General features: G+C 65.0%; 20 protein-coding genes and 2 pseudogenes. 7 read left to right on the plus strand and 15 right to left on the minus strand.

The features are described 5' to 3' along the window. Window position 1: 1 nt before the first annotated feature. Window positions 2–1243: a citrate synthase gene (locus EF294_RS14530; RefSeq protein WP_123931325.1), complete on the minus strand. Its 1242-nt coding sequence runs from the start codon at window positions 1241–1243 to the stop codon at window positions 2–4. Window positions 1244–1341: 98 nt separating this feature from the next. On the opposite strand from EF294_RS14530, the gene EF294_RS14535 reads away from it, so the two are divergent. Both EF294_RS14535 and EF294_RS14540 read left to right on the plus strand, forming a co-directional pair. After that, on the plus strand, window positions 1342–2490 hold the full coding sequence (locus EF294_RS14535) for a citrate synthase (protein ID WP_123931327.1): 1149 nt from the start codon (window positions 1342–1344) through the stop codon (window positions 2488–2490). A gap of 4 nt (window positions 2491–2494) precedes the next feature. Next, a complete protein-coding gene (locus tag EF294_RS14540; RefSeq protein ID WP_123931329.1) occupies window positions 2495–3022 on the plus strand; it encodes a DUF1697 domain-containing protein in 528 nt (175 codons plus the stop codon). Between the two features lie 89 nt (window positions 3023–3111). Here the strand turns inward: EF294_RS14540 and EF294_RS14545 are convergent, their stop codons facing one another. The 12 genes and pseudogenes from EF294_RS14545 to EF294_RS14595 all read right to left on the minus strand — a co-directional run bounded on the left by EF294_RS14545 (window position 3112) and on the right by EF294_RS14595 (window position 12793). Continuing rightward, window positions 3112–3594 carry a hypothetical protein gene (locus tag EF294_RS14545; RefSeq protein ID WP_123931331.1) on the minus strand — a complete coding sequence of 161 codons (483 nt, stop codon included), beginning with the start codon at window positions 3592–3594 and terminating at the stop codon, window positions 3112–3114. 56 nt (window positions 3595–3650) lie between these two features. Continuing rightward, window positions 3651–4157 (minus strand): annotated as a pseudogene (locus EF294_RS14550) (MarR family winged helix-turn-helix transcriptional regulator). Window positions 4158–4187: 30 nt separating this feature from the next. Then, entirely contained in the window at window positions 4188–4946 is a 759-nt protein-coding gene (locus EF294_RS14555) for a hypothetical protein (protein ID WP_123931334.1), read from the minus strand. Between the two features lie 7 nt (window positions 4947–4953). After that, complete coding sequence (locus EF294_RS14560) at window positions 4954–5370, minus strand: CoA-binding protein (protein WP_123931336.1); 417 nt, start codon at window positions 5368–5370, stop codon at window positions 4954–4956. 385 nt (window positions 5371–5755) lie between these two features. Beyond that, entirely contained in the window at window positions 5756–6394 is a 639-nt protein-coding gene (locus EF294_RS14565) for a YoaK family protein (RefSeq protein WP_185091099.1), read from the minus strand. Window positions 6395–6628: 234 nt separating this feature from the next. Then, on the minus strand, window positions 6629–7015 hold the full coding sequence (locus EF294_RS14570) for a hypothetical protein (RefSeq protein ID WP_246007871.1): 387 nt from the start codon (window positions 7013–7015) through the stop codon (window positions 6629–6631). After that, window positions 7012–9477 carry an AAA family ATPase gene (locus EF294_RS14575; RefSeq protein ID WP_123931340.1) on the minus strand — a complete coding sequence of 822 codons (2466 nt, stop codon included), beginning with the start codon at window positions 9475–9477 and terminating at the stop codon, window positions 7012–7014. The genes EF294_RS14570 and EF294_RS14575 overlap by 4 nt, the downstream gene beginning before the upstream one ends. 80 nt (window positions 9478–9557) lie before the next feature. Next, a pseudogene (locus EF294_RS14580) lies at window positions 9558–9809 on the minus strand (gamma-glutamyltransferase); the annotation flags it as partial. Between the two features lie 26 nt (window positions 9810–9835). Beyond that, window positions 9836–10000 (minus strand): gamma-glutamyltransferase, encoded by a 165-nt coding sequence (locus EF294_RS22735; protein WP_123931390.1) that lies wholly within the window; start codon window positions 9998–10000, stop codon window positions 9836–9838. 38 nt (window positions 10001–10038) lie between these two features. Continuing rightward, the gene (locus EF294_RS21680; protein WP_221182454.1) at window positions 10039–10596 is read right to left on the minus strand and encodes an IS5 family transposase; all 558 of its coding nucleotides are present in this window, start codon (window positions 10594–10596) and stop codon (window positions 10039–10041) included. 90 nt (window positions 10597–10686) lie between these two features. Further along, window positions 10687–10803: a transposase gene (locus EF294_RS22740; RefSeq protein ID WP_425459437.1), complete on the minus strand. Its 117-nt coding sequence runs from the start codon at window positions 10801–10803 to the stop codon at window positions 10687–10689. A gap of 199 nt (window positions 10804–11002) precedes the next feature. Next, window positions 11003–12793 (minus strand): lipase family protein, encoded by a 1791-nt coding sequence (locus tag EF294_RS14595; RefSeq protein ID WP_123931342.1) that lies wholly within the window; start codon window positions 12791–12793, stop codon window positions 11003–11005. Between the two features lie 440 nt (window positions 12794–13233). Here EF294_RS14595 and EF294_RS14600 point away from each other — a divergent pair, with 440 nt between their 5' ends. Then, complete coding sequence (locus EF294_RS14600; protein ID WP_123931344.1) at window positions 13234–13683, plus strand: hypothetical protein; 450 nt, start codon at window positions 13234–13236, stop codon at window positions 13681–13683. Here EF294_RS14600 and EF294_RS14605 read toward each other — a convergent pair. After that, entirely contained in the window at window positions 13650–14159 is a 510-nt protein-coding gene (locus EF294_RS14605) for a hypothetical protein (RefSeq protein ID WP_123931346.1), read from the minus strand. The two genes, EF294_RS14600 and EF294_RS14605, sit on opposite strands and share 34 nt — an antisense overlap. Window positions 14160–14399: 240 nt before the next feature. Between EF294_RS14605 and EF294_RS14610 the strand changes: the two genes are divergently transcribed. Further along, a complete protein-coding gene (locus EF294_RS14610; RefSeq protein WP_123931348.1) occupies window positions 14400–15617 on the plus strand; it encodes a Fic family protein in 1218 nt (405 codons plus the stop codon). Between the two features lie 362 nt (window positions 15618–15979). On the opposite strand, the gene EF294_RS14615 is transcribed toward EF294_RS14610, so the two are convergent. Continuing rightward, window positions 15980–16537: a hypothetical protein gene (locus EF294_RS14615; protein WP_123931350.1), complete on the minus strand. Its 558-nt coding sequence runs from the start codon at window positions 16535–16537 to the stop codon at window positions 15980–15982. 201 nt (window positions 16538–16738) lie between these two features. Here EF294_RS14615 and EF294_RS14620 point away from each other — a divergent pair, with 201 nt between their 5' ends. The 3 genes from EF294_RS14620 to EF294_RS22745 all read left to right on the plus strand — a co-directional run. Continuing rightward, window positions 16739–17641, plus strand: a complete 903-nt coding sequence (locus tag EF294_RS14620) for a hypothetical protein (RefSeq protein ID WP_123931352.1) — start codon at window positions 16739–16741, stop codon at window positions 17639–17641. After that, window positions 17635–18396: a metallophosphoesterase family protein gene (locus EF294_RS14625; protein WP_123931354.1), complete on the plus strand. Its 762-nt coding sequence runs from the start codon at window positions 17635–17637 to the stop codon at window positions 18394–18396. Before EF294_RS14620 ends, EF294_RS14625 begins: the two co-directional genes overlap by 7 nt. Before the next feature lie 465 nt (window positions 18397–18861). After that, the coding region (locus EF294_RS22745) for a transposase (protein ID WP_425459385.1) at window positions 18862–18968 on the plus strand (107 nt) is incomplete at its 3' end.

Genomic DNA, 18968 nt, shown 5'->3' on the forward strand with positions numbered 1-18968 from the left:
CTCAGGTGGCGTGGGCCCCGCTCGGACGCACCCCGGTGTAGACGCCCTCGGGGCGAAACCGTAACCGCGGCGCCTGGTATTCCTCGAGCGCATGCGCGATCCAGCCCGCGATCCGCGCCAGCGCGAAGATCGTCTCGGCGGCATCCGGACGCATCCGGTACCGCAACGCCAGTGCCGCCAGCGCCAGGTCGGAGTTGACGAAGGTCGACGGCCCGAGCGCCTCGACGATCGCGGTGACCGCAGGCTGCACGCGGCGATCACCACCACCGCTGCGCGCCAGCATCTCCAGCAACACCGTCGCCCGGGGATCGCGGGCCCGGTAGATCACGTGGCCGGTCCCGGGGATGGGGGTGTCGGCATAGAGGGCGTCGGCGATGGCCGCGGTCGGGTCGTCGAGGGCGTCGGCGAGGAAGCGGTAGGCCAATGTGGTTGCGCCACCGTGCATCGGGCCGTCGAAGGCACCGAGTCCGGCGCCGATGACGGCGTAGACGCTACCCCGCGCGCTGGCCGCGACCCGCGCGGCGACGGTGCCTGCGGCCAGGTCGTGGTCGGCGAGCGCGACCAGTGCGGCGTTGAGCACCTTGACCGCACGTGGTGTCGCGGGCTCGTCGGTCAGACGTGGCCACAGTCGTTGTGCCAGTGAACCTTCCGATTCCAATTCTGCTGTCGACGGCCCGGGAGCCAGTGCGTCGACGGCGGTGACGAGGACGCGGGTGGCCTTCTCGGTGACGGCGCCGGGTTCGATGTGATGGCGCAACGGGTCTCGAGCCCCGAGTAGGTCGACGGCGAGCCGAATCCGGTCCAGCCCGCGCGAGTTGGTTCCGGCGACACGTCGCACCGCGGCTCCGATTCCCTGCGCCGGCTGGGCCGCAGTCCACCTTTCACCCCAAAGTAATTGGGCGACATCCTCATAGCTCGTCGTCCGGGCGAGGTCGGCGACGTCGTGGCCACGATAGTGCAGCCGATCGTCGTGCAGATAGGTCAGCTGGGTGCGGATGCGTTCGGCGACGCCGGCCGGCGGCCGATGTCGCGAGCCCTGCAGGAGCCCGTCGACCTCGTCGACGGCGAACATGCTGCCGTCGTATCCGGCGATGCGGGAACTGTGCAGGCGACCGCGGCTGACATAGGCGTAGACGGTGGAGAGCTTCACGCCCAACACCTTTGCGACCTGTTCGGTGGTCAGGTAGTCGCGCCCGTCGTGCCGGATGGGCGTCGGGAATCGGCGGGTGTGCGCGCGGGTCACGCATTGATTGAATCAACATTGACCACACTGCTCAACCTCGCCACCCTGAGAGCACGGAGCCGCCGACGGAGCGGACTCCAACAGCGTCAGGAGTTGTGATGACCGAACCACTGATCGCCCCGCCGGGACTACACGACCTCATCGTCGCCGATACCGAGATCGGCGACGTGCGTGGCGCCGAGGGCTTCTATCACTACCGCCAGTACTCGGCGATCGAGTTGGCGCGCACCCGCTCATTCGAGGAGGTGTGGTTCCTGTTCCTGTACGGCCATCTGCCGAGTGCCGCCGAACTCGACGACTTCGTCGAGGTGGTGCACCGGATGTCGGTGCTGCCGCCCGAGGTCGGGGGCATCCTCACCGCGGCGGCGCTGCTCGGCGGTGAGCGGGACTCGTTGTCGGGGCTGCGCACCGTGCTGTCGGCGGCGGGCAGCGCGACCGGGGTCCGGCCACTCTGGGACAGCGATGACCAACAGCGCCGCACCGACGCCATTCGGGTGGCCGCCCTCACCCCGACGATCCTCGGTGCGCTCGCCCGCATCCGCGCCGGCGAGGAGCCGCTGCAGCCGCGCCGCGACCTGTCCGCGGCGGCCAACTGGCTCTACCTGATCTCCGGTCAGGAGCCGACGCCGCAGCACGTGCGGGCCATCGAGCACTATCTGATCGCCACGATCGACCACGGTTTCAACGCATCGACGTTCACCGCCCGGGTCATCGCCTCCACCGGCGCCGACGTCGTCGCGGCGGTGTGCGGGGCCATCGGTTCGTTCTCTGGGCCGCTGCACGGTGGTGCTCCCGACCGCGCACTCGATGCGCTGGACGAGATCGCCGCATTCGGCGACCCCGCCGAATGGGCCCGCCGCCAGGTCGACGAGCACCAGCGCATCATGGGGTTCGGGCACGCCGTCTATCGCACGGCCGATCCGCGCGCAACGATGCTGCGCGACATCGCCGCTGAACTCGGTGGGCCCCTCGTCGAGCAGGCCGTCGCCGCCGAGGCCGCCATCACCGAGGTCCTGGCGCAGGCCCACCCCGATCAGCCGCGTTACGCCAACGTCGAGTTCTATGCCGGTGTGGTGATGGAATGCTGCGGCGTGCCGCGGTCGATGTTCACCCCGACCTTCGCGGTCAGTCGGGTCGTGGGTTGGTGTGCGAACATCCTCGAGCAGGCCCGCTCTCGCAAGATCATCCGTCCCGCCGCACGGTATGTCGGTCCGCTCCCGGCCGAACCCGCCGCCGTGCCAGACTGATCGCATGGCACGACCGGTCTTTCTGATCCGCGCGATCAACGTCGGTGGCGCAAAGCTGCCGATGGCGGAATTGCGTTCCACGGCAACCGAACTCGGTGCCACCGACGTGAGCACCCACATCGCGTCCGGTAATCTGATCTGCACGCCACACGACTCCGCCGACGACTTCGCACGGGCACTGCAGGCCGCGATCGAGGAACGCTACGGCTTCTCCCGGGAGGTGATCACCCGGTCGGTGACGCAACTGCGCGACGCATTCGCGGCCTACCCGTTCGAGGCGAGCGACGAGAAGTTCGCACACATCTATTTCTTGACCGGTGAACCCGATACCGCCAAGGCAGAAGCCTTCGTGGCCAAGGACTTCGGCTCCGACGAACTCGCGGTCATCGGCAGCGACCTGCACATCCACTACGCGGCGGGGGTCGCCGGGAGCACACTGAGCGCACCCAAGATCGCCCGGGGTCTCGGGGTGACGGGTACCGGACGCAACCTGCGGACGGTGCGCACGCTTATCGAACTCGCCGAGACCTGAACCCGGCGGCGCCGGTCAGACGCGCAGTATGTGCCGCGGGTCAGACGCGCAGCAGAGCCGCCGGTCAGACGCGCAGTATGTGCCGCGGGTCAGACGCGCAGCAGAGCCGCAGTGACGGCTTGGATGTCCTCGCGTTGCTTCGCGAACGGCGCTTCCCACAGTGTGCGGGGCAGCTCCTCGAGTTGTTCGACCACACCCTCGAGTTGTTGCAGGCGTTCGGTCTTGTCGTCGCCGTCGAGATCGGCCGCCGCAATCAGCTGATCGTCGAGGGCGAAGACGGCGTCGTCGAGCCGGTCGCGGTCGGCCAGGGTCGCCTCGTCATGCGGGATCGCCGGATTCTGATGCACGTCGGCAATCGCATAGCGGACCCGCCGGTGCAGCAACGCCTCCGGTGAGGTGGCCGTCGTCCAGTTCTCCGGGGCGCGGCTCGGCCTGCCCGGAATCAGGTCGGTCGACCGCGCGAACGCCCGGACCCGCTTGTCGGAATCCCAGGCGAACCAGATCGCGCCGATCAGGATGAACAGTGCGACGAAGACTATGACGCCGATGACAACGATCGCGATGGCCGACATAGTGCGACCTTAGCCCAGTCCCGTCGCGAGGCTGCGCGGCTCCGGCAGGGGTTACGTCATGCCGGCGGCTCCGTCGCATGCGCCGCGCGGACCTTCGCGGCGTTGACACGGGTGAGCACCCGATGCAGGTCCTCGAGGTCGGCGGGGTCCTCGCCAAGGGCGTCGACGACCGCCGGCGGGATCGTCAGCGCCTGCTCGCGCGGCGCCCACCCTGTGTCAGTGAGGGCGATGTCGACATTGCGTTCGTCGTCGTCACGACGGCGGCGTTCGATCAGCCCTTGGTCTCCGGCCGCTTCAGTAGCGGCCAGAGCGTTGCCGAATCGAGTTGCAGCACCACGCCAAGGTCCTTAGACCGCGCGGGGCGAGAACTCCCTCAGCGCGAGCATCACCAGGTAGTGCGGATGGGTCAGGCCGAGTGGCTCGAGCAGTCGGCGATAGATGCGCAGGACCGATCGGTTGGCGATGGCCAGGGCGGAACACACTTGTCGCTCCGGTGGCAACGGGTTATCGCCGAGGTCCGGTCCGTCGACCACCGCCGGTTCGCCGATTGTCGCTTCCGTCATGTGCCTGCACCCGATGACTCCACCGCTGCCTCACGTGGTAGGGCCGGCGGCCGGGGGCGGTCCGCTCGACGGTTTGCCCGCCACCCAGTCCTCGATGGTCAGTCCCCACTTGCCGAAGCGGTCGTCGAAGCTGTCGGCGCGCGTGGCGGCCCGTGCCTTCTTGGCCGGTGAATAGTGTCGGCCGGCCCACCGCGAGTGCGGCCGGGCCAGACGGAGCGCACCGATCCACCCGACCGGCGGGAGGAACGCGCCGACCGCAGCGGTCGAATACTTGCCCTTCTCGACGCATACCAGGACGCAGCCGATGTGGATTGGCAGCGCCACCAGCACGCCCCAATTCCCGTGCAGCTGTATATTGTCCGCGGCGGTGGAGTCGTCGAAGGGATTGACACCCAACGCCAATAGCCCGAGGGCGGCCGTCGTCAGCGAAACCACCTGTACCGAGAGTTGCCCCTCGGTACTCCAGTAGACGTCGCCGAGATGCAGGATCAAGGCGAACTCGTCGAGAACCAGGCTCGCGCCGACACCGATGAGGACCGCAGCGATCAGCGCTCCCGGACGATGGCCGGCAACGGTCACCGACATCACCGCACCGACCAAGAGCAGCACCAGCCCCGGCACGGCGTGGTGGATGTGCACACCGCCGCGCACATTGTTGTGGAAGGGCCCTCGGCCGGCGCGGATCAACCGGGTGATGGTGCGGGTGATGACAAAGGTCAGCAGGAACGCAAGGAACAGCAACGACAGCGGCAACCGGCCCGAATGCCAGAAGGTGTCGACGGCGCTCACCTCAGCGTCAGGCGCCTGCGGTGATCCCGGTGCGGCGCTGCTCGATGATGAGGCAACGGTCCTCGACGTAGAGCAGGCCGGCCGACTCGGCGATCTCCCGGGCCTCCGGTGAGGCGATACCCAACTGCAGCCAGAGTGCGGTGGCGCCGGCGGCCACGGCCTGCCGGGCGATCTCCGGGGTGTCGGCGGACGGGCGGAAGACGTCGACGAGACCGATTTGTTCGGGCACATCGGCCAGCGTCGGGTACACCTGCTCCCCGACGATCTCGGTGGCGGTGGGATTGACCGGGATGATCCGCCATCCCTTCGACTTCATGTACTCCGGAACCTCGTTGGCGGCCTTGGTCGGATTGGCACTGGCCCCGACCACCGTGATGGTGTCGTAGGTGAGCAGGATCTGTTCGACGACCTCATCGGTACTCATGGCGCCAGTTTAGGGCGTTGCGTACCAGTGGCGACCGCAAGCTGTGATCCGGGGGCGGAGAAGGAGCGGTAGGTGCACAGCACAGCCGGCCACATCCAGATGCCGCCACGGGGTTCCGAAAACGGCTGTCGCTCACCGTCACGAACGACGGATCCGATACTGCTTCGACCACGTGTGAGATCAGTGTTGGCGACCAAGTGAAGTAGGCACAGAGCACGACGGGTGCGTCTGCATCGGCGACCTGCTCGGGCAGCGTCGAGTAGTACGCCGAGGTGTCGTCGCCCGATCCATCGCGTCGGTTCGGTCGACGCGCCAACCCTTCGGGTCCACCGCGACCGGATTCAGTAAGCACCCATGCGTTGCCGCCGAATCATGATGTTCTGTATTACTTTTCGCCATCAAACTCGACGAGTACTGAGCGTTGCCGCACGATCGTGGTCACCGACGTGGCCAGCATGAGTCCGGTCGCAGCGATCCAGAGCACGGCCTCGGGGATGCGGGTGTACGCATACGCACCGGCAATGGCTCCGGCGGACAGAGCAATCCACATCACCATGTAGCGCAACCACGCGGTGCGGGAACCGCCGAAGAAGCCGTCCACCAGCCGTTGCCCGGCTTTGACCAGGGTTCCGGTCATATACGTCAACCCGATCGACACCTCGCCCCCGCGCTGAAACGTGGCGTTGAGCACGCCCATCGCCACCGAGATCACCAGGATCGCAGGCACGCCGACACCCAGCGACTGGGCGAGGGCGGAGCACCCGACGATCCCGGTGGTCGCCCACAGCACGACCACTCTGCCGTGAGCGAAACGTGACAGCACCGAACCGGTGACGACGCCGATGAAGAACAGCCCGATCAGCCCGGCGGCCCGCCCGGCCTGCACCCAGTCACCGGAGGCGGCATTCGCGGCCGCCCTGGTGGTGTTGCCGCTCATGAAGGACACGAAGAAGCCACCGAGATGTAGGAAACCGACGGCGTCGAGGTAGCCGGCGATAGCCGCCAACACCATTGCTAGCGCCAGTTCCCGCCTACGTATCGAGTGCACTCGCGGATTGTGGCACATACGTGCGGGATGCAGCCCATCACGAGGAGAGATGCAGCAAAGGGTCGCGCCAGGGGCGCAGGTAATCCAACAACGTGCTGATTCGACGATGCCGACCGGCGGAGGGGAGCGTCATGGCTTGTAAACGTCACTGGTGAGATCGACCCGAACCGCATACGCCCGTCGAGAATCGGCGGAAATGCAGCGTCGAGTTCAGTGAACGTCCACCACTCCCATCACTTGTTCACACGCCGCCCGCACTTCCCCGACAGTGGGCGGTAGCTCGTAGGCGTGCACGTGGCAGTAGCCGCTGAGCCGGTACCACGACAGGACGAGCGCCTGCCCGGCCTCGGTGTGGTCAAGGGACTTCAGGATCGCCAGTTTGGATCTGGTGGTCGCTCCGGGGACGGGTCCGACGAGTTCGGTGCAGCGTGTCTCGATGAGCGCCTCGGTAGCCTGCCGGGCGAGGAACGCCGCGAGTGTCGCCGAGTGCCCCGACGAGTGGCCCGCGAGGATGGCGTCGGCCTGCGCGAGTAACGCCACTGCGGCGGCGCGACCCTCGTCGCTCATGTCGCCGTCGCCCATGTCGCCGTCGCTCATGTCGCCGTCGCTGGTGTCGTCGCCTCGGCCAGGATGTCCCGCACGGTCATTTGCAGGCGTTTGATGCTCGCCATGGTCAGATCGTCGGTGCCGTCGTGCACCGCGCCCGCGCAGAACCGTATCGACGGTCCTCGGTGGTCGCGGCGGGCCATCCAACTGTTAATGCTGCTCTTCGTGTCACCGTAGATGGCCAGCGCCACACGAGTTTTCGTCCGCACGTGGGCGGCCCACGTCGATTCTGAGGTCTCTGGGTCGACGCCGAGCGTGGCTTGCTTGCGGAAGTAGACCTGTTTGGCCGCCGATTCAACTGCGAGCCGGTAAAGGCCGGGAAGGGCCTTCTTCTTGACCTGATCGCTGACACCGTCGTCCTTGATCAGAGCGATGGCGTCGTCGACGTAGCGGGCGGCGGGTGACGCGTTGGTGGTCACGGTAACCATTGATCCGGTAGATCGCCTGACGGACAGCAGTTCCGCCGGCACCGAGGCGTTACGGATCGCGGTGGGCAGGCGATCGTCGTGGGAGAAGACGATCACCTGGCGGTCTTTCGCGAGTTCCTCGAGTTCGCCGAGAAAGCCGTCGATCTTGGCCGGGTCCATGGCCTGGATCGGGTCGTCGAGGATCAGGAATCGGAACGGGCTCGCTTCGGCGGTGGCCCGCGGGATGAACAGCGCGAGGGCCAATGCGTGCAGTTCTCCCTGGCTCATCACTGACATCGCGCCGAGTTCGTGATCGCCGATGGAACCGGTGACGTCGACGCGCCGGCGGTTGCCGGCACCGATCAGGGCGACCGTGCCGAGGTCGACGTCGCTTTCCTGCCGCAGTCGCGCCCAGATCTCACGGGTGCGCTGCACAATCGGAGCGAGTCGCCGTTCGCGCAGCGTGGTGGATGCGTGTCGCAGCCAGGTCTGCGCGGCCGACGCGCGCGTCAGCCTCTCGTTCGCGTGCTCGGCTTTGCGGTGCAGCTCAACCCAACCGAGGATCTGACCGGCCAGGGGTGCCCACGCGTCGTCGAGTTCGTCTGCGCGGGAACGCGCTTGGTTGGTAAGAACGTTCGCCGCCTCGTGAATCAGCAGGAAAGCGTTGTCGACGTGATCGGGCCACGCGGCCACGTCGGCGGGGAGCGCACTCAGTGTTGCTCGCGCGGCAGCGTATCCCGGCAACGCCGGCAGCTGCTCCCCGTCGGGTGCCGGCAGTTCCGGCACTTTCGCGATCAGTGCTCGAATACCCTCTTGTGCGGCGTGTTTCGCACGTTGGAATTCTTGCTGCTCACCGAGGAGCTGTCGCGATTCGGCGATCTGGCGCTGTGCCTGTTCGCGCCATTGGGCGTCGAGGGTGCCTTGTCCGCAGACAGGGCAGGTCTCGCCGTCGTGGTCGCGCTGCCAGTCGATCGCCGCTTGCAGCAGGGTACTGCGTTGGGAGAGAGCGTCGAAGAGGCTTCCGGCGCTGTCGGCTTCAGCCGCGAGCGTCTCGCGTAGCTGGGCGGTCAGTGCGCCGACGCCCGCGATTGTGGGCAGTTCGACGGCCGCGATCCGGCGGAGCCTGCTCACCGTTTGCGCCGCCGACGATCCGGTTCCGACGGCGGCCGCCTCGGCGTCGTCGACCTTGAACGGCCGGCGCTTGGTGTAAGCGAGTACCTGTGCCGCCCGCGGGTCGTCGGCGCTTTCGAGATGGGCACGCATCGCCTTACGCGCCTGTTCTGCTTCAGCTGCAGGCTTTTTCAGTTCTTTGAGCGCTGTGGCGAGGCGCGCTTCGGCATCATTCATCTGGGTGAGGGCCAGCAGCCGGTTGATGCGGTCGTAGAATGCCGCCTGCCCTTCCTCGAACACGCCACCGACTTCCTCGTAGGAGAGGATCGGGCGGTAGATGTCGAGTGGCTGATCCCATCCGAGGCCGGCGACATCGGTGGCCGATTCGCCGTGTATCTGCGCCCAGAGTTTCGCGTCATAGAGTCCGGCGCCGTCGTTCCAGGAGGCCGCGACGATCAGGTCGGTGGCGTGTTTGCCGTCGTCGCGGACCAAGGCGAAGCGGACGGAGACCGCGGCGTCGACGTCCTGGTGGATGTTGCGCCAGGAGTCTTGCCAGTGTTTGGACCGTTCCTTCCAGCGGTAACTGGTGCCGGTGAGCGCGAACTCGACGGCCTCGGCGAAACTCGACTTGCCCGAGCCGTTGCGGCCGCTGACGACGGTGATACCCGGAAAGGGATTGAGTTCCAATGTCGATTCCGGGCCGATCCCACGGAATCCGCGAACGGTGACGGACCGGATGTAAGCGGTCACCGGCGTCGCCTGCGCAGCAGCCACCGTCGCCGGCCGCGTCACCTGGGGCGCGTCGTCACCGAACTGTGCGGTGAGTTCATCGTCGCTACGTAGTGCCGCGACGACCATCAGTGCGACCTCCTCGTCGAGGTTAGGGTCCTGCTCGATCAGGTCCCAGATCTCGTTCTCGACCGTGCTCGCGTCCACGTTCACATCCTCACTCGATGGCGACCAGTCCGTATCTTGGCAGACGCCACCGACACGACGTAGACGAACGGGGCGGCCGACTACTGCAGCTGCGCGTCGTCCCCCATCACCGCACCTTCCCGGCGGGGGTCGGCACCGCCGACCCAGCCTTTGGTGGGATTGAGTCGCCACAGCGCGCTCAGGCCGCTGGACTGGTCGTCGACGGACACCTGCTCGCCGCGTTGCCGCAGGCCGGTCACCAGCGGATCGGAGGCGCCGTCGTCGGCGGTGTTCACCAGTCGATGTTCGAGCGGATGTTCGCCACCGACGTTGGACACCGGGACCAGCGCGCTGAGGATCTTGGCGTAGTCGGGATTGGTCAGGCGGGTGCCAGCGGCCTTGGGCGCGTGCCGTCCGGGTTGAGGAAGTAGGTGCGGGCATCGTCGTCGGCGATGAGATCCTGGGCGGAGTCGGCGCTGGCTGCGGCGAGACGTGGTGAGATGTCGAAACCGTTGTCCGACAGTTGGATCGCGGGGTCGAACAGCGACTGCCAGGACGAACGACCGAACTAGAGCGTGTCTCCTATATGCGTTGTAACCAGCTGAGGATGGCGTTGAGTAGGACGCCGGCCCGGTAGGTGATAGCAAGTTTGTCGTAGCGGGTCGCCAGGCCGCGCCATTGCTTGGTCCAGGCGAAACAACGTTCGACCACGTTACGGTTCTGATGGGCCTGGGCATCGAATGCCGGTGGCCGTCCACCTTTGCTTCCACGCTTCTTCCGACTGTTGATCTGGGTGGACTTCTCCGGAATGACCGCGGTGATTCCTTGGCTCCGCAACAACTCCCGGTTCACCCCGGTGGCATAAGCCTTATCAGCGGCCACCGTGTCAGGACGAGTCCGCGGCCGACCGCGACCCACCCGCGGAAGGTAAATATCGTCGAGGACCTGCTCCAGGATCGCTCCGTCGTTACGTTGCCCACCGGTGACCACCATCGCCAACGGGCGGCCCTTCTCGTCGACGGCGGCATGAATTTTCGTTGTCAATACGCCCCGCGACCGCCCGATCCCGTGACCAGCGGGTTCACCACCGTCAGGCTGATCATTCGTGTAATTCGACGACGCCCCCTGTGTCCTGATCAATCGGGTGTTGGCGGCGATTCTGGCTGAGGCTGACGCGGCCGGACAGATCGAGTGGAATGTGTCGGTTGATGCGACGATCAACCGGGCGCATCAGCATGCAACAAGTACGACACGGCCCCACGTCCCGTCCTGGGCGTAGCGGCGATGACGTTTCCATACCGTCTGCCAGGGCCCGAACGCCTCACGAGGCAAGTCCCGCCACGGGATGCCCGCCCGATACCGCTACGCGATGCCCTCCACAACCAGACGGTGCTCCCCAAACGGATGCGCCCTCTTACCCACATTCGACGGCAGCAGCGGCCCAATCCGCGCCCACTGCTCATCACTGAAAACCAGATACCTCGACGTCGTCATCGCCACCCAAACAGCATGCCGCCGAACACCACCCAAACATGGGAGACAAGGCCTAGTCGGATTTCGTGTCCGCGTATGTTAACCCACTGACGGACTTATCCACCAGATCCTTCATTTCCAGCAACTCCGACAACCGTTCTAGGATCTCCTCTTGTTCAACCAGCGCCGCCAACGCCGGCGCCTTCTTATCGCTGATACCGCTCAACTGGTTGATCTCCGCCGAAATATCGCTGCGTGCCTCGGCTAGTGCAGAAAACAGTTCTTGATCATATTCCAGACCGAGAGTCGCCTGCGCATAGGCAGCCGTCACGCGGAGAACGAAGGTTGCGACATCGGCGCCTGGCGACTTTCGTCGCATCACCGCGGCCGCCGTTGTTACTGCCGCACCGGTGCTGGTGATGCCACTCACCGTCGCAATCCCGCCGATCATTCCGCCAGGGCCGAACGCCGCCAGACTGGATGTCAGCGCCGCGCCACCGGCCAATCCGGCGGGCGCCACAGCGGCGAGGCTGAGAGGGGCGATTGCCACAATGGCCAAGCCCGCACCCACTGCAGCGACCTGACCCCACCGCACGCCACTCTTCCTCAAGAATCCGGCAACCTCTTTGACCGCATCCTTAATACGATCGGCGATCTTGGGGTCACGGCCCAGCGCGGTAAGAACGGACCTCACCGCCTCTGCTCTCACGCCCTCGTCAACGTCAATCTCGAAGGGCGAGATCGGGTTACTCAGGGCAAGCACCGTGAGCTCCTCGACGAGTTGCGTGTTGCTCCAGTAGTCCGGGAGGTGCGGGAGTTCACCTTCAGCCAGTGTGTGGAACTCTCGGGGCAGGGGCATCCCCTCTTCGTTTGCCTCCCAAATCTGCTCCACAAGATCTTCGCGTCGAATGCGGACCGCCTCGGCGAACCGTGCCTTGGTCCCCTTGGTCAGCCCTGCCTCGAGTGCGTAGCAATAGTGCATCTCCAAGAGCTTTGATGCGGTCTCGTCGGTGAGCGCTGTTGTTACACGCGTGGTCCGGCGATCGCCACTACGGGCGCGATGAAATGCGAGCGAGACCGCCCTGGCCACAGCCGAGTTGTCGAAGTATCGATCTGCGCTGTGCGCAGTCTTGCCAATATTCACACGGATGTCACGCACATCGCTGAATGCGGTTGAGAGACCACGTCCCCGAGTTATCGGGTCGCGCGGACTGAACATATTCAGCCAGTCATCCACATCCGCGTAGGGAAAGTTGGCTATCAACTGGCCGCTGGATTGACCGAAGATCTTTGAACTGACCGGGCTTCCGATGGTGATGAATCGCTTCACGCGAATATTGGATGGAAGTCGTGAGATCACGTCTATCGCAACGACGCTGCCCAGGCTGTGGCCCACGAGCACGACCTCGCCGTCGGGCGGTAGCTTACCGAGAACCTTGCGGACAATCGCACCACGTAGCCCTTTCGAGTTGACGTACCGGTTCACCTGACCGACGACGTGCTTTGCCTCGCCGGGAGCAAACCTCGCCGCGCCCTGAACCCAGGCAGGGTTTCCTGCGTCGAGGACGCCTCCCCATCCCAGAACCTGCGCATTTGGGTCCCGTCCGACAGATCGAAGTGCCGTCATCTGCCGAGTTTGAAAATGCGCGCGGGCTTTGGCATCACTCGATTCCTTCGTCGTGGTGACCTTGGGTAGATCGGCCCGGATGCCGCTGGTTGCCAGCATGTCCGCGTAGTAGGGAGCAATCACATCGTCTTCGGGTATGGGATCGAGGCCTTCTTGGGCGAGTCGACGGTTCAGGGCACGTAGCCACGCGCGGTCGCGACCACCGTCGCCGACCCCATGCAAGAAGACGAGTTTCACGGGACCTTCCTATCAGAAGCCTCCGACAGCCTAGGGAAGGTGTGATCGATATGCCGTAACCGCATCGGCTTGTCGCCACTCGTGCGGGCGCATCCTCGAGCTCCTCGCGCCTCCTCGCGCCTGTTGGCGGCAGGCCCAGTCAGGTCACCACTCTGTTCAATGCCGAACCCGGGCATGAGGTCGCGCCATTCGCCGCGGCGATGGTCGGCAATGTCGCGGTGATGACGGCGACCATCGAGCACGAGTCGCTCAATTCCCGCTCGTGCCACACATCGTGCTCTTGATGAAGAGCCGGGATCCTCCAGACCATGGACAGGTGTAGCTCAACGTTCACCGGAAGCTCAATGTCGTTCGCCTTGGCGAACGCGCGAACGAAAGGATCGACGACGCGGTCGTAGTGCGCAGCAATGCTCCACACAGCATCCAGGATACAGAGCGCGATGCTGCCCCTGGAGGTCGAAGCGCTTCTCGCCGTGACCAACAGACAGCGGACCTCAACTCGGTCGGGAATCACCACAGCAGAGGCCAGCATTCGCTACGCAGAGATTCTCTCTGCGAACAGCATCGAAACGCTCGCCGACGCCTCCGCTCTCCTTACCCGTCCTGAAGACCTTGAGAAAGTCGACACGGCTCTGGCCACGGTAGCCGGCGACGGCGCACACGGTGTCCGGCGCGGATACCTCTGGATGCTCGTCGGCGACAGCGACCGGATCAAGCCGGACCGGATGATCCTGAAGTGGTTCGGAAAAACGCTCGGCCACCACGTGGCCCCAACAGAGGCCACTGAGATTCTGCGCGCCGCATCGCCGATTTGTTCAGAACGATTGGGACGCACGGTTACTGGATGGGATATCGATCACGCGATCTGGTTACACGCCCGCGCGACGTAATAGCACTTCTCAGTCCACGCGGCGCACTGTTCCACGAATGTGCCGTCATCCTCGGTGAGGGGACCGTCGTAGTGAATGAGAACCCACTCCCGGTCGAGGTCGTCAATCAGTGCGGCAAGAGCTCCCATCATGTGCCGGTGCAGCACGTGCGAACGCCCCGTCGCGATCCGCACACCATCCGCGTCGCCCTCGACGTCGGGTAGCAACGCAGCGACCCGTCTCTCCAGCGGTGCACCATCAATTGCGAAGGTGGCGCAGGCGTATCGCGCAGCGGGTACGACGTCGACCTCGATCCGCACGTGGGGTCCTGCGGTCAGGAAGTCGACACGATGGCCGTAGTCGGTGGCGCGAGTTCCGACGCATGGTCCCCAGGTGACGTCTGTAGTGCAGAGCATCAGTTCGGTCTGCTTGACGACGGCGCTTACGACATGGTCGACGGAAACGTCGTCGTCAATGGCCCAGCCGGCCACACTCATCCTTCTGACGAGTCCACGATGGCAATCTCTCACCGCACCTACGTCGTTCGCACTCCAAGCACCGAGTCGTTGCCCAGGACAGCTCTCGCTACTCGTGGCGCCTTCGCATGAGGCGCCCGCGAGATCGGGCTGACCGACGTAGTGGCGACCCTGTCCGAGGAAACAGGTCCGGGACGCCCGTCTGAGTAACACAACTGACCATACTGTCACTTATTGAATAGGTGATAGTCCGACCGGATCATGCCGTCAGATCCGCCGGATGCCTCCACCGCAGCAGGTGACTGGCCCGCGGTGGCCGCCGAAGTGGTCGAGTGGACGCCAACGCTGTCGCCGGACCTGCTCACCCGAGCACAACGCGCACGGTACCGGGGGCCGTACGAGGCGGCTGTCGTTCCGTTCATCACCGGTGCCACGCCCGTTCTCCACCCGAGCACGTCGGCTCTGGTGGCCGACGCAAGTCAGGTCATCACCCGGTTCGACGCCGAACTCGGCCATGAGGTCGCGCCCTTCGCAGCGATCCTGCTGCGCTCGGAATCAGCGTCGTCGTCGCGGATCGAGAATCTCTCCTCCGGCGCAAAGCAGATCGCGCTCGCCCAACTCGGTAGTACCGCAAAGCGCAACGCCACGGTGATCGTCGGCAATGTCGCGGCGATGACGGCGGCCATCGATCTCGCCGAGACCCTCGGTGCCCGTTCCGTCCTCGCCATACATCGCGCCCTGATTGAGCACCAGAACCCCGAGATCGCGGGCCGGTGGCGCTCCGATCAGGTGTGGGTCGGTGGCTCCAGCGTTGGCCCCCACGATGCCGAGTTCGTGGCGCCGGTCGCCGCGCGGGTTCCCGAGCTCATCGACGACCTGGTCGCGTTCATGAGCCGTCTCGACATGTCGCCGCTCGTCACTGCCGCCATTGCGCATGCGCAGTTCGAGACGATCCACCCGTTTCCCGACGGAAATGGGCGCACCGGCCGTGCACTCGTGCAATCGATGTTGCGTGGCCACGGGCTGACCCGCAACGTCACGGTTCCGGTGTCGGCCGGACTACTCTCCGACACCGAACACTACTTCGGCACTCTGGACGCATACCGCTCCGGGGATGTCACGCCGATCGTCGAAATCATGGCCACCGCAGCCATCTCCGCAACTCACCAGGCCACACAACTCGTTTCCGAACTACGCAACGTCCGCGCCCGATGGGACGACGTGGTTCGGGCACGGCGGGGGTCGGCGGCCAGGCGGCTCCTCGACGTCGTTCTCCGCCAACCCGTCGTCGACACCCGCACCGTCGCAACAGCACTCGATATCTCCCCCACCAACGCCGGGCGAGCCATCACCCCGCTGGTCGACGCCGGGGTTCTGCAGGAGTTCACCGGGTTCAACCGAAATCGGATGTGGCAGGCGAACGACGTGCTCGGGGCACTCGATGACTTCGCGGCGCGGGCAGCGCGTCGTGGACCATGACCTGGCAGGTGCCTACGAGTACGAGATGACGTACCTCATCGACTGCGCCCGCACCGATTGGCTCGGATTCTCAACGATCGTATGTTCTGCGTCCGTCTTCTCGCGGCAGGACGGCACTCGACGCCGCCGGCAGGAGCTCACGTTCGATCTGGTCGGTGACCTCCTCGATCGCAGCATCGTCGCCGGTGACTCCACATCCTCTGACGAGATCCCGTTTGAGCCATGGAGCGGCGGGAGACACGATGTCTTGCCCGTATCCGGTGGGCCATCGAGAACCTCGGGCATGTTCCGGACACCGGTGCGGTCTGCTGGTTCACGCTCCACTGAGGACAACCCGCGCGGCGCACCTGGACTGCTACCCCTTACCCGTCGTGTCGCTCCACCACGGCGCCCGCGGCGATGCGGAATCCCGCTGCCGAAGAGTGACATTCGGTCGATGCCTCGGCGAGCGTCGTACACGACAACCCGGAGACGGTGATCCGGTGCCCGACGGGCAGCGGCGTGGGCGCCGTCGGACCCCATTCCGGCTGGAGGTAGTTCTCCACCCGCTCACCCGAGAGGGTGACACTGTTGGGTGGCCCAGTGAACACGTCGTTGGCCATGTCCGGAGTTCCCGGCGCAAATGTGGCCGCGCACGACAACGTCGGGGCACCGTTCTCGCCCGGGTAGATTGCACATTCGCGCAGCGGGGACGTGCCGTACGACCAGTGGTAGTACCCCGCCTGGCCTGACCCTTGATAGTCGGCCGCGTCCACGTCGACGACCGTCGCCGTCGGACTCGTCGCCCTCGGAGAACTCGTCGACGCCGGAGTCTGGGCGACATCAGCGTCACTGCATGCCGTCGCGAGAGCCACCAGTCCCAGCACCGCTGCGCAGGAAGCGATCGTCGTCCACCGTGAAATCGTTGTCTCTGAACCCATTGTCGTCGCCCCATCCCGTTCGACTGATTCGTCGTCGACCCTAAGCGAGGGGTCCGACAAACACCTCTCAGATCTCCGAACATCCACACATTAGGCCCTCGAATCGTCGGGACGCTCTCAGCAGGCAGGAACTGTCGTAGCCGCCGAACATACTTGGCATGCTCAGTGACCGCACCCTCCAACGATCGAAAGGACCCTTCGATGGCTCATCGATTCTCCAGAGCCGCGGCGGCACTCGCCGTCGCCACACTCGCCCTGGCCCTTGCTGCGTGCAGCGATTCCGGACCGGCCGCCGAATCCTCCTCGACCAGCGTTGCCGCGTCGGAGGCGGCATCGACCACGCAGACGACGACTGCGTTGAACACCACACCCTCGGGTACCTCGGCGACCGGTAACACGACACCCGCAACGTGCACCACCATCCGCTATCCCTCGACCGGCCTCACCGGGACGATCGTGGTCAACGAGGGCGCACTCTCCTGCGCGGAAGCAATCACCGTCATTGACAGGTATCTGACCCTGCCGTCATCGAGCACCGGAGGCAATGCCCGCTACGCCGAGTTTGACGGTTGGAGTTGCGCTTCACCCACCGCAGCCAGCTCACAGCTACAAGGCATCGGCACCGAATGCAGCAGAGGAACCGATAGCATCCGGGTGGTCACGCCCGGCGGATCGACACAGCCGCATCAGGTCTCACTCGCCTACTACGCCCGTCCGAACGGCAATGCCTATCAGTTTTCCGTCGGAAACGGATTCTGGCGGTGCACCATCTACGCTGAGGAGACCCGTCCACTCGCCGGGTGCAGCGGAACCATGCCAACAAACGCACCCCCGGTGCTCAACCCGTTGCGCACCAAAATGGTCAGCCCGAACGGCGTTGAGGTCGGCGACAACTCGGCCGGAAGGTTCATCGCATCGGGCGACCCGAAGTACTTCCCGCAGGGCGCCGACGGCGGCTTCAGCACCGGAACAGACCTGCCTGCCGGCCATGCCCTGTCGGTGAATCAAGTGACTTGCACGGCACTATCCAACGGGGTGCGCTGCGAAAATCGTTCCGCAAATCACGGTTTCGAGGTCACCGAGACCAACTACCGACTATGGTGACGGTCATCGCGTTCGGCGACTGGCATGGTAACGCCCTGTTCGCCGCCGACGCCCTCGACGCCGCACCGGCCGAAGTTGATTCTCGGCTGATCCACGTGGGCGATTTCGGGTTGTGGTCAGGCTCGTCCGGCGAACGGTACTTGCGTACCGTCGCCGAACAGCTCGGTGAGCGCACCCTCTACGTCATCCCCGGAAACCACGAGTACTGGCCGGGTCTAGCGCTCGGCAACAAGACTTTTGGATTCTCAAGTGTCGACGCCGACGGCTTCCTGAGATCTCGTCGGCATCCGAACATCCGGATCGCGCCGCGCACGAATGTGTGGGAGTGGGATGGTGCGGTGTTCGCGAGCCTCGCCGGCGCCAACAGCATCGATCGCGACCAGCGTCGTGAAGGCGTCAGTTGGTGGCCGGAGGAGTCACCGACCATCGACGATGTGGAGACCTTGATCGGGCAGGTCAATGGTAGAGGCGTGGACGTCTTCGTCACCCATGACGCCCCCGACGATGCCATCGCGCACCTGAATCTGTACCCGGCCTCCCGCACACCGGTGTGGTCGCCGGATGCACTGGCCTACGCACAGGAATCCGCGGCTGTAGTCGGGGCGGCACGCAGTGCACTCCGCCCACGACTGCAGATCTGTGGGCATCACCATGTTCGGCGAACGTGCGCCGTCGGCGCTACCCGTGTCGAGTTCCTCACCGATGACATGGGCACGTTGCGGGACAACAGGATTGTGGTGGTTCCGGAATGGTAGGTGGTTGCAGCATCGGCGTAAGCATGAGGTCTCGATATGCCGCTTTGTTCCTTGGGCCACTCGATCGGCCGGCAGCTGATCCCGGCGCCATATGACGAGACCTCGTCCTCGACGGCAGTCCGAGTTCAGTTCGGGGACGCATTCCCCTGAGCACCGTCCGTCGTCGTTGCTATCCGCCGATCAGCTCCCGGACGTCGTAGGCTTCTTGACCCGGATCTACATAGGACAGTACCTCAAAGGGAGGTATAGACTGGCTAATGGTCGCTATTAACAAACCAGTGCGAATGTGTATAAATGGTGTCAGATGACACAAATACACATACACGAACTCTGAATCGTCCTGGGTCGGGTGGAGGCCTTGGTTAGGCCACCTCCGTTTCGGTGGTGACACGCTGAACCGTTCCCGCTTTGGTGGACAGCCGGATGGTTCCGGTAGTCACTGAGGGGATTTGATTGATGGGTTCGATGCGGCGGTCGTTCACGGCCGAGTATAAGGCCGAGGCGGTACGATTGGTGTTGGATTCTGGTGATTCGGTTGCGTCGGTCGCCAAGAATCTCGGTGTTCATGAAAT

This window comes from Gordonia oryzae (assembly GCF_003797185.1).
GTDB classification, from domain to species: domain Bacteria; phylum Actinomycetota; class Actinomycetes; order Mycobacteriales; family Mycobacteriaceae; genus Gordonia; species Gordonia oryzae.

Coding starts and splice junctions, on each gene's coding strand:
- EF294_RS14535 (WP_123931327.1), top strand. CDS start 1,342: ATGACCGAACCACTGATCGCCCCGCCGGGACTACACGACCTCATCGTC.
- EF294_RS14540 (WP_123931329.1), top strand. CDS start 2,495: ATGGCACGACCGGTCTTTCTGATCCGCGCGATCAACGTCGGTGGCGCA.
- EF294_RS14545 (WP_123931331.1), bottom strand. CDS start 3,594: ATGTCGGCCATCGCGATCGTTGTCATCGGCGTCATAGTCTTCGTCGCA.
- EF294_RS14560 (WP_123931336.1), bottom strand. CDS start 5,370: ATGAGTACCGATGAGGTCGTCGAACAGATCCTGCTCACCTACGACACC.
- EF294_RS14570 (WP_246007871.1), bottom strand. CDS start 7,015: ATGAGCGACGGCGACATGGGCGACGGCGACATGAGCGACGAGGGTCGC.
- EF294_RS14600 (WP_123931344.1), top strand. CDS start 13,234: ATGCTGCCCCTGGAGGTCGAAGCGCTTCTCGCCGTGACCAACAGACAG.
- EF294_RS14605 (WP_123931346.1), bottom strand. CDS start 14,159: ATGAGTGTGGCCGGCTGGGCCATTGACGACGACGTTTCCGTCGACCAT.
- EF294_RS14610 (WP_123931348.1), top strand. CDS start 14,400: ATGCCGTCAGATCCGCCGGATGCCTCCACCGCAGCAGGTGACTGGCCC.
- EF294_RS14615 (WP_123931350.1), bottom strand. CDS start 16,537: ATGGGTTCAGAGACAACGATTTCACGGTGGACGACGATCGCTTCCTGC.
- EF294_RS14620 (WP_123931352.1), top strand. CDS start 16,739: ATGGCTCATCGATTCTCCAGAGCCGCGGCGGCACTCGCCGTCGCCACA.
- EF294_RS14625 (WP_123931354.1), top strand. CDS start 17,635: ATGGTGACGGTCATCGCGTTCGGCGACTGGCATGGTAACGCCCTGTTC.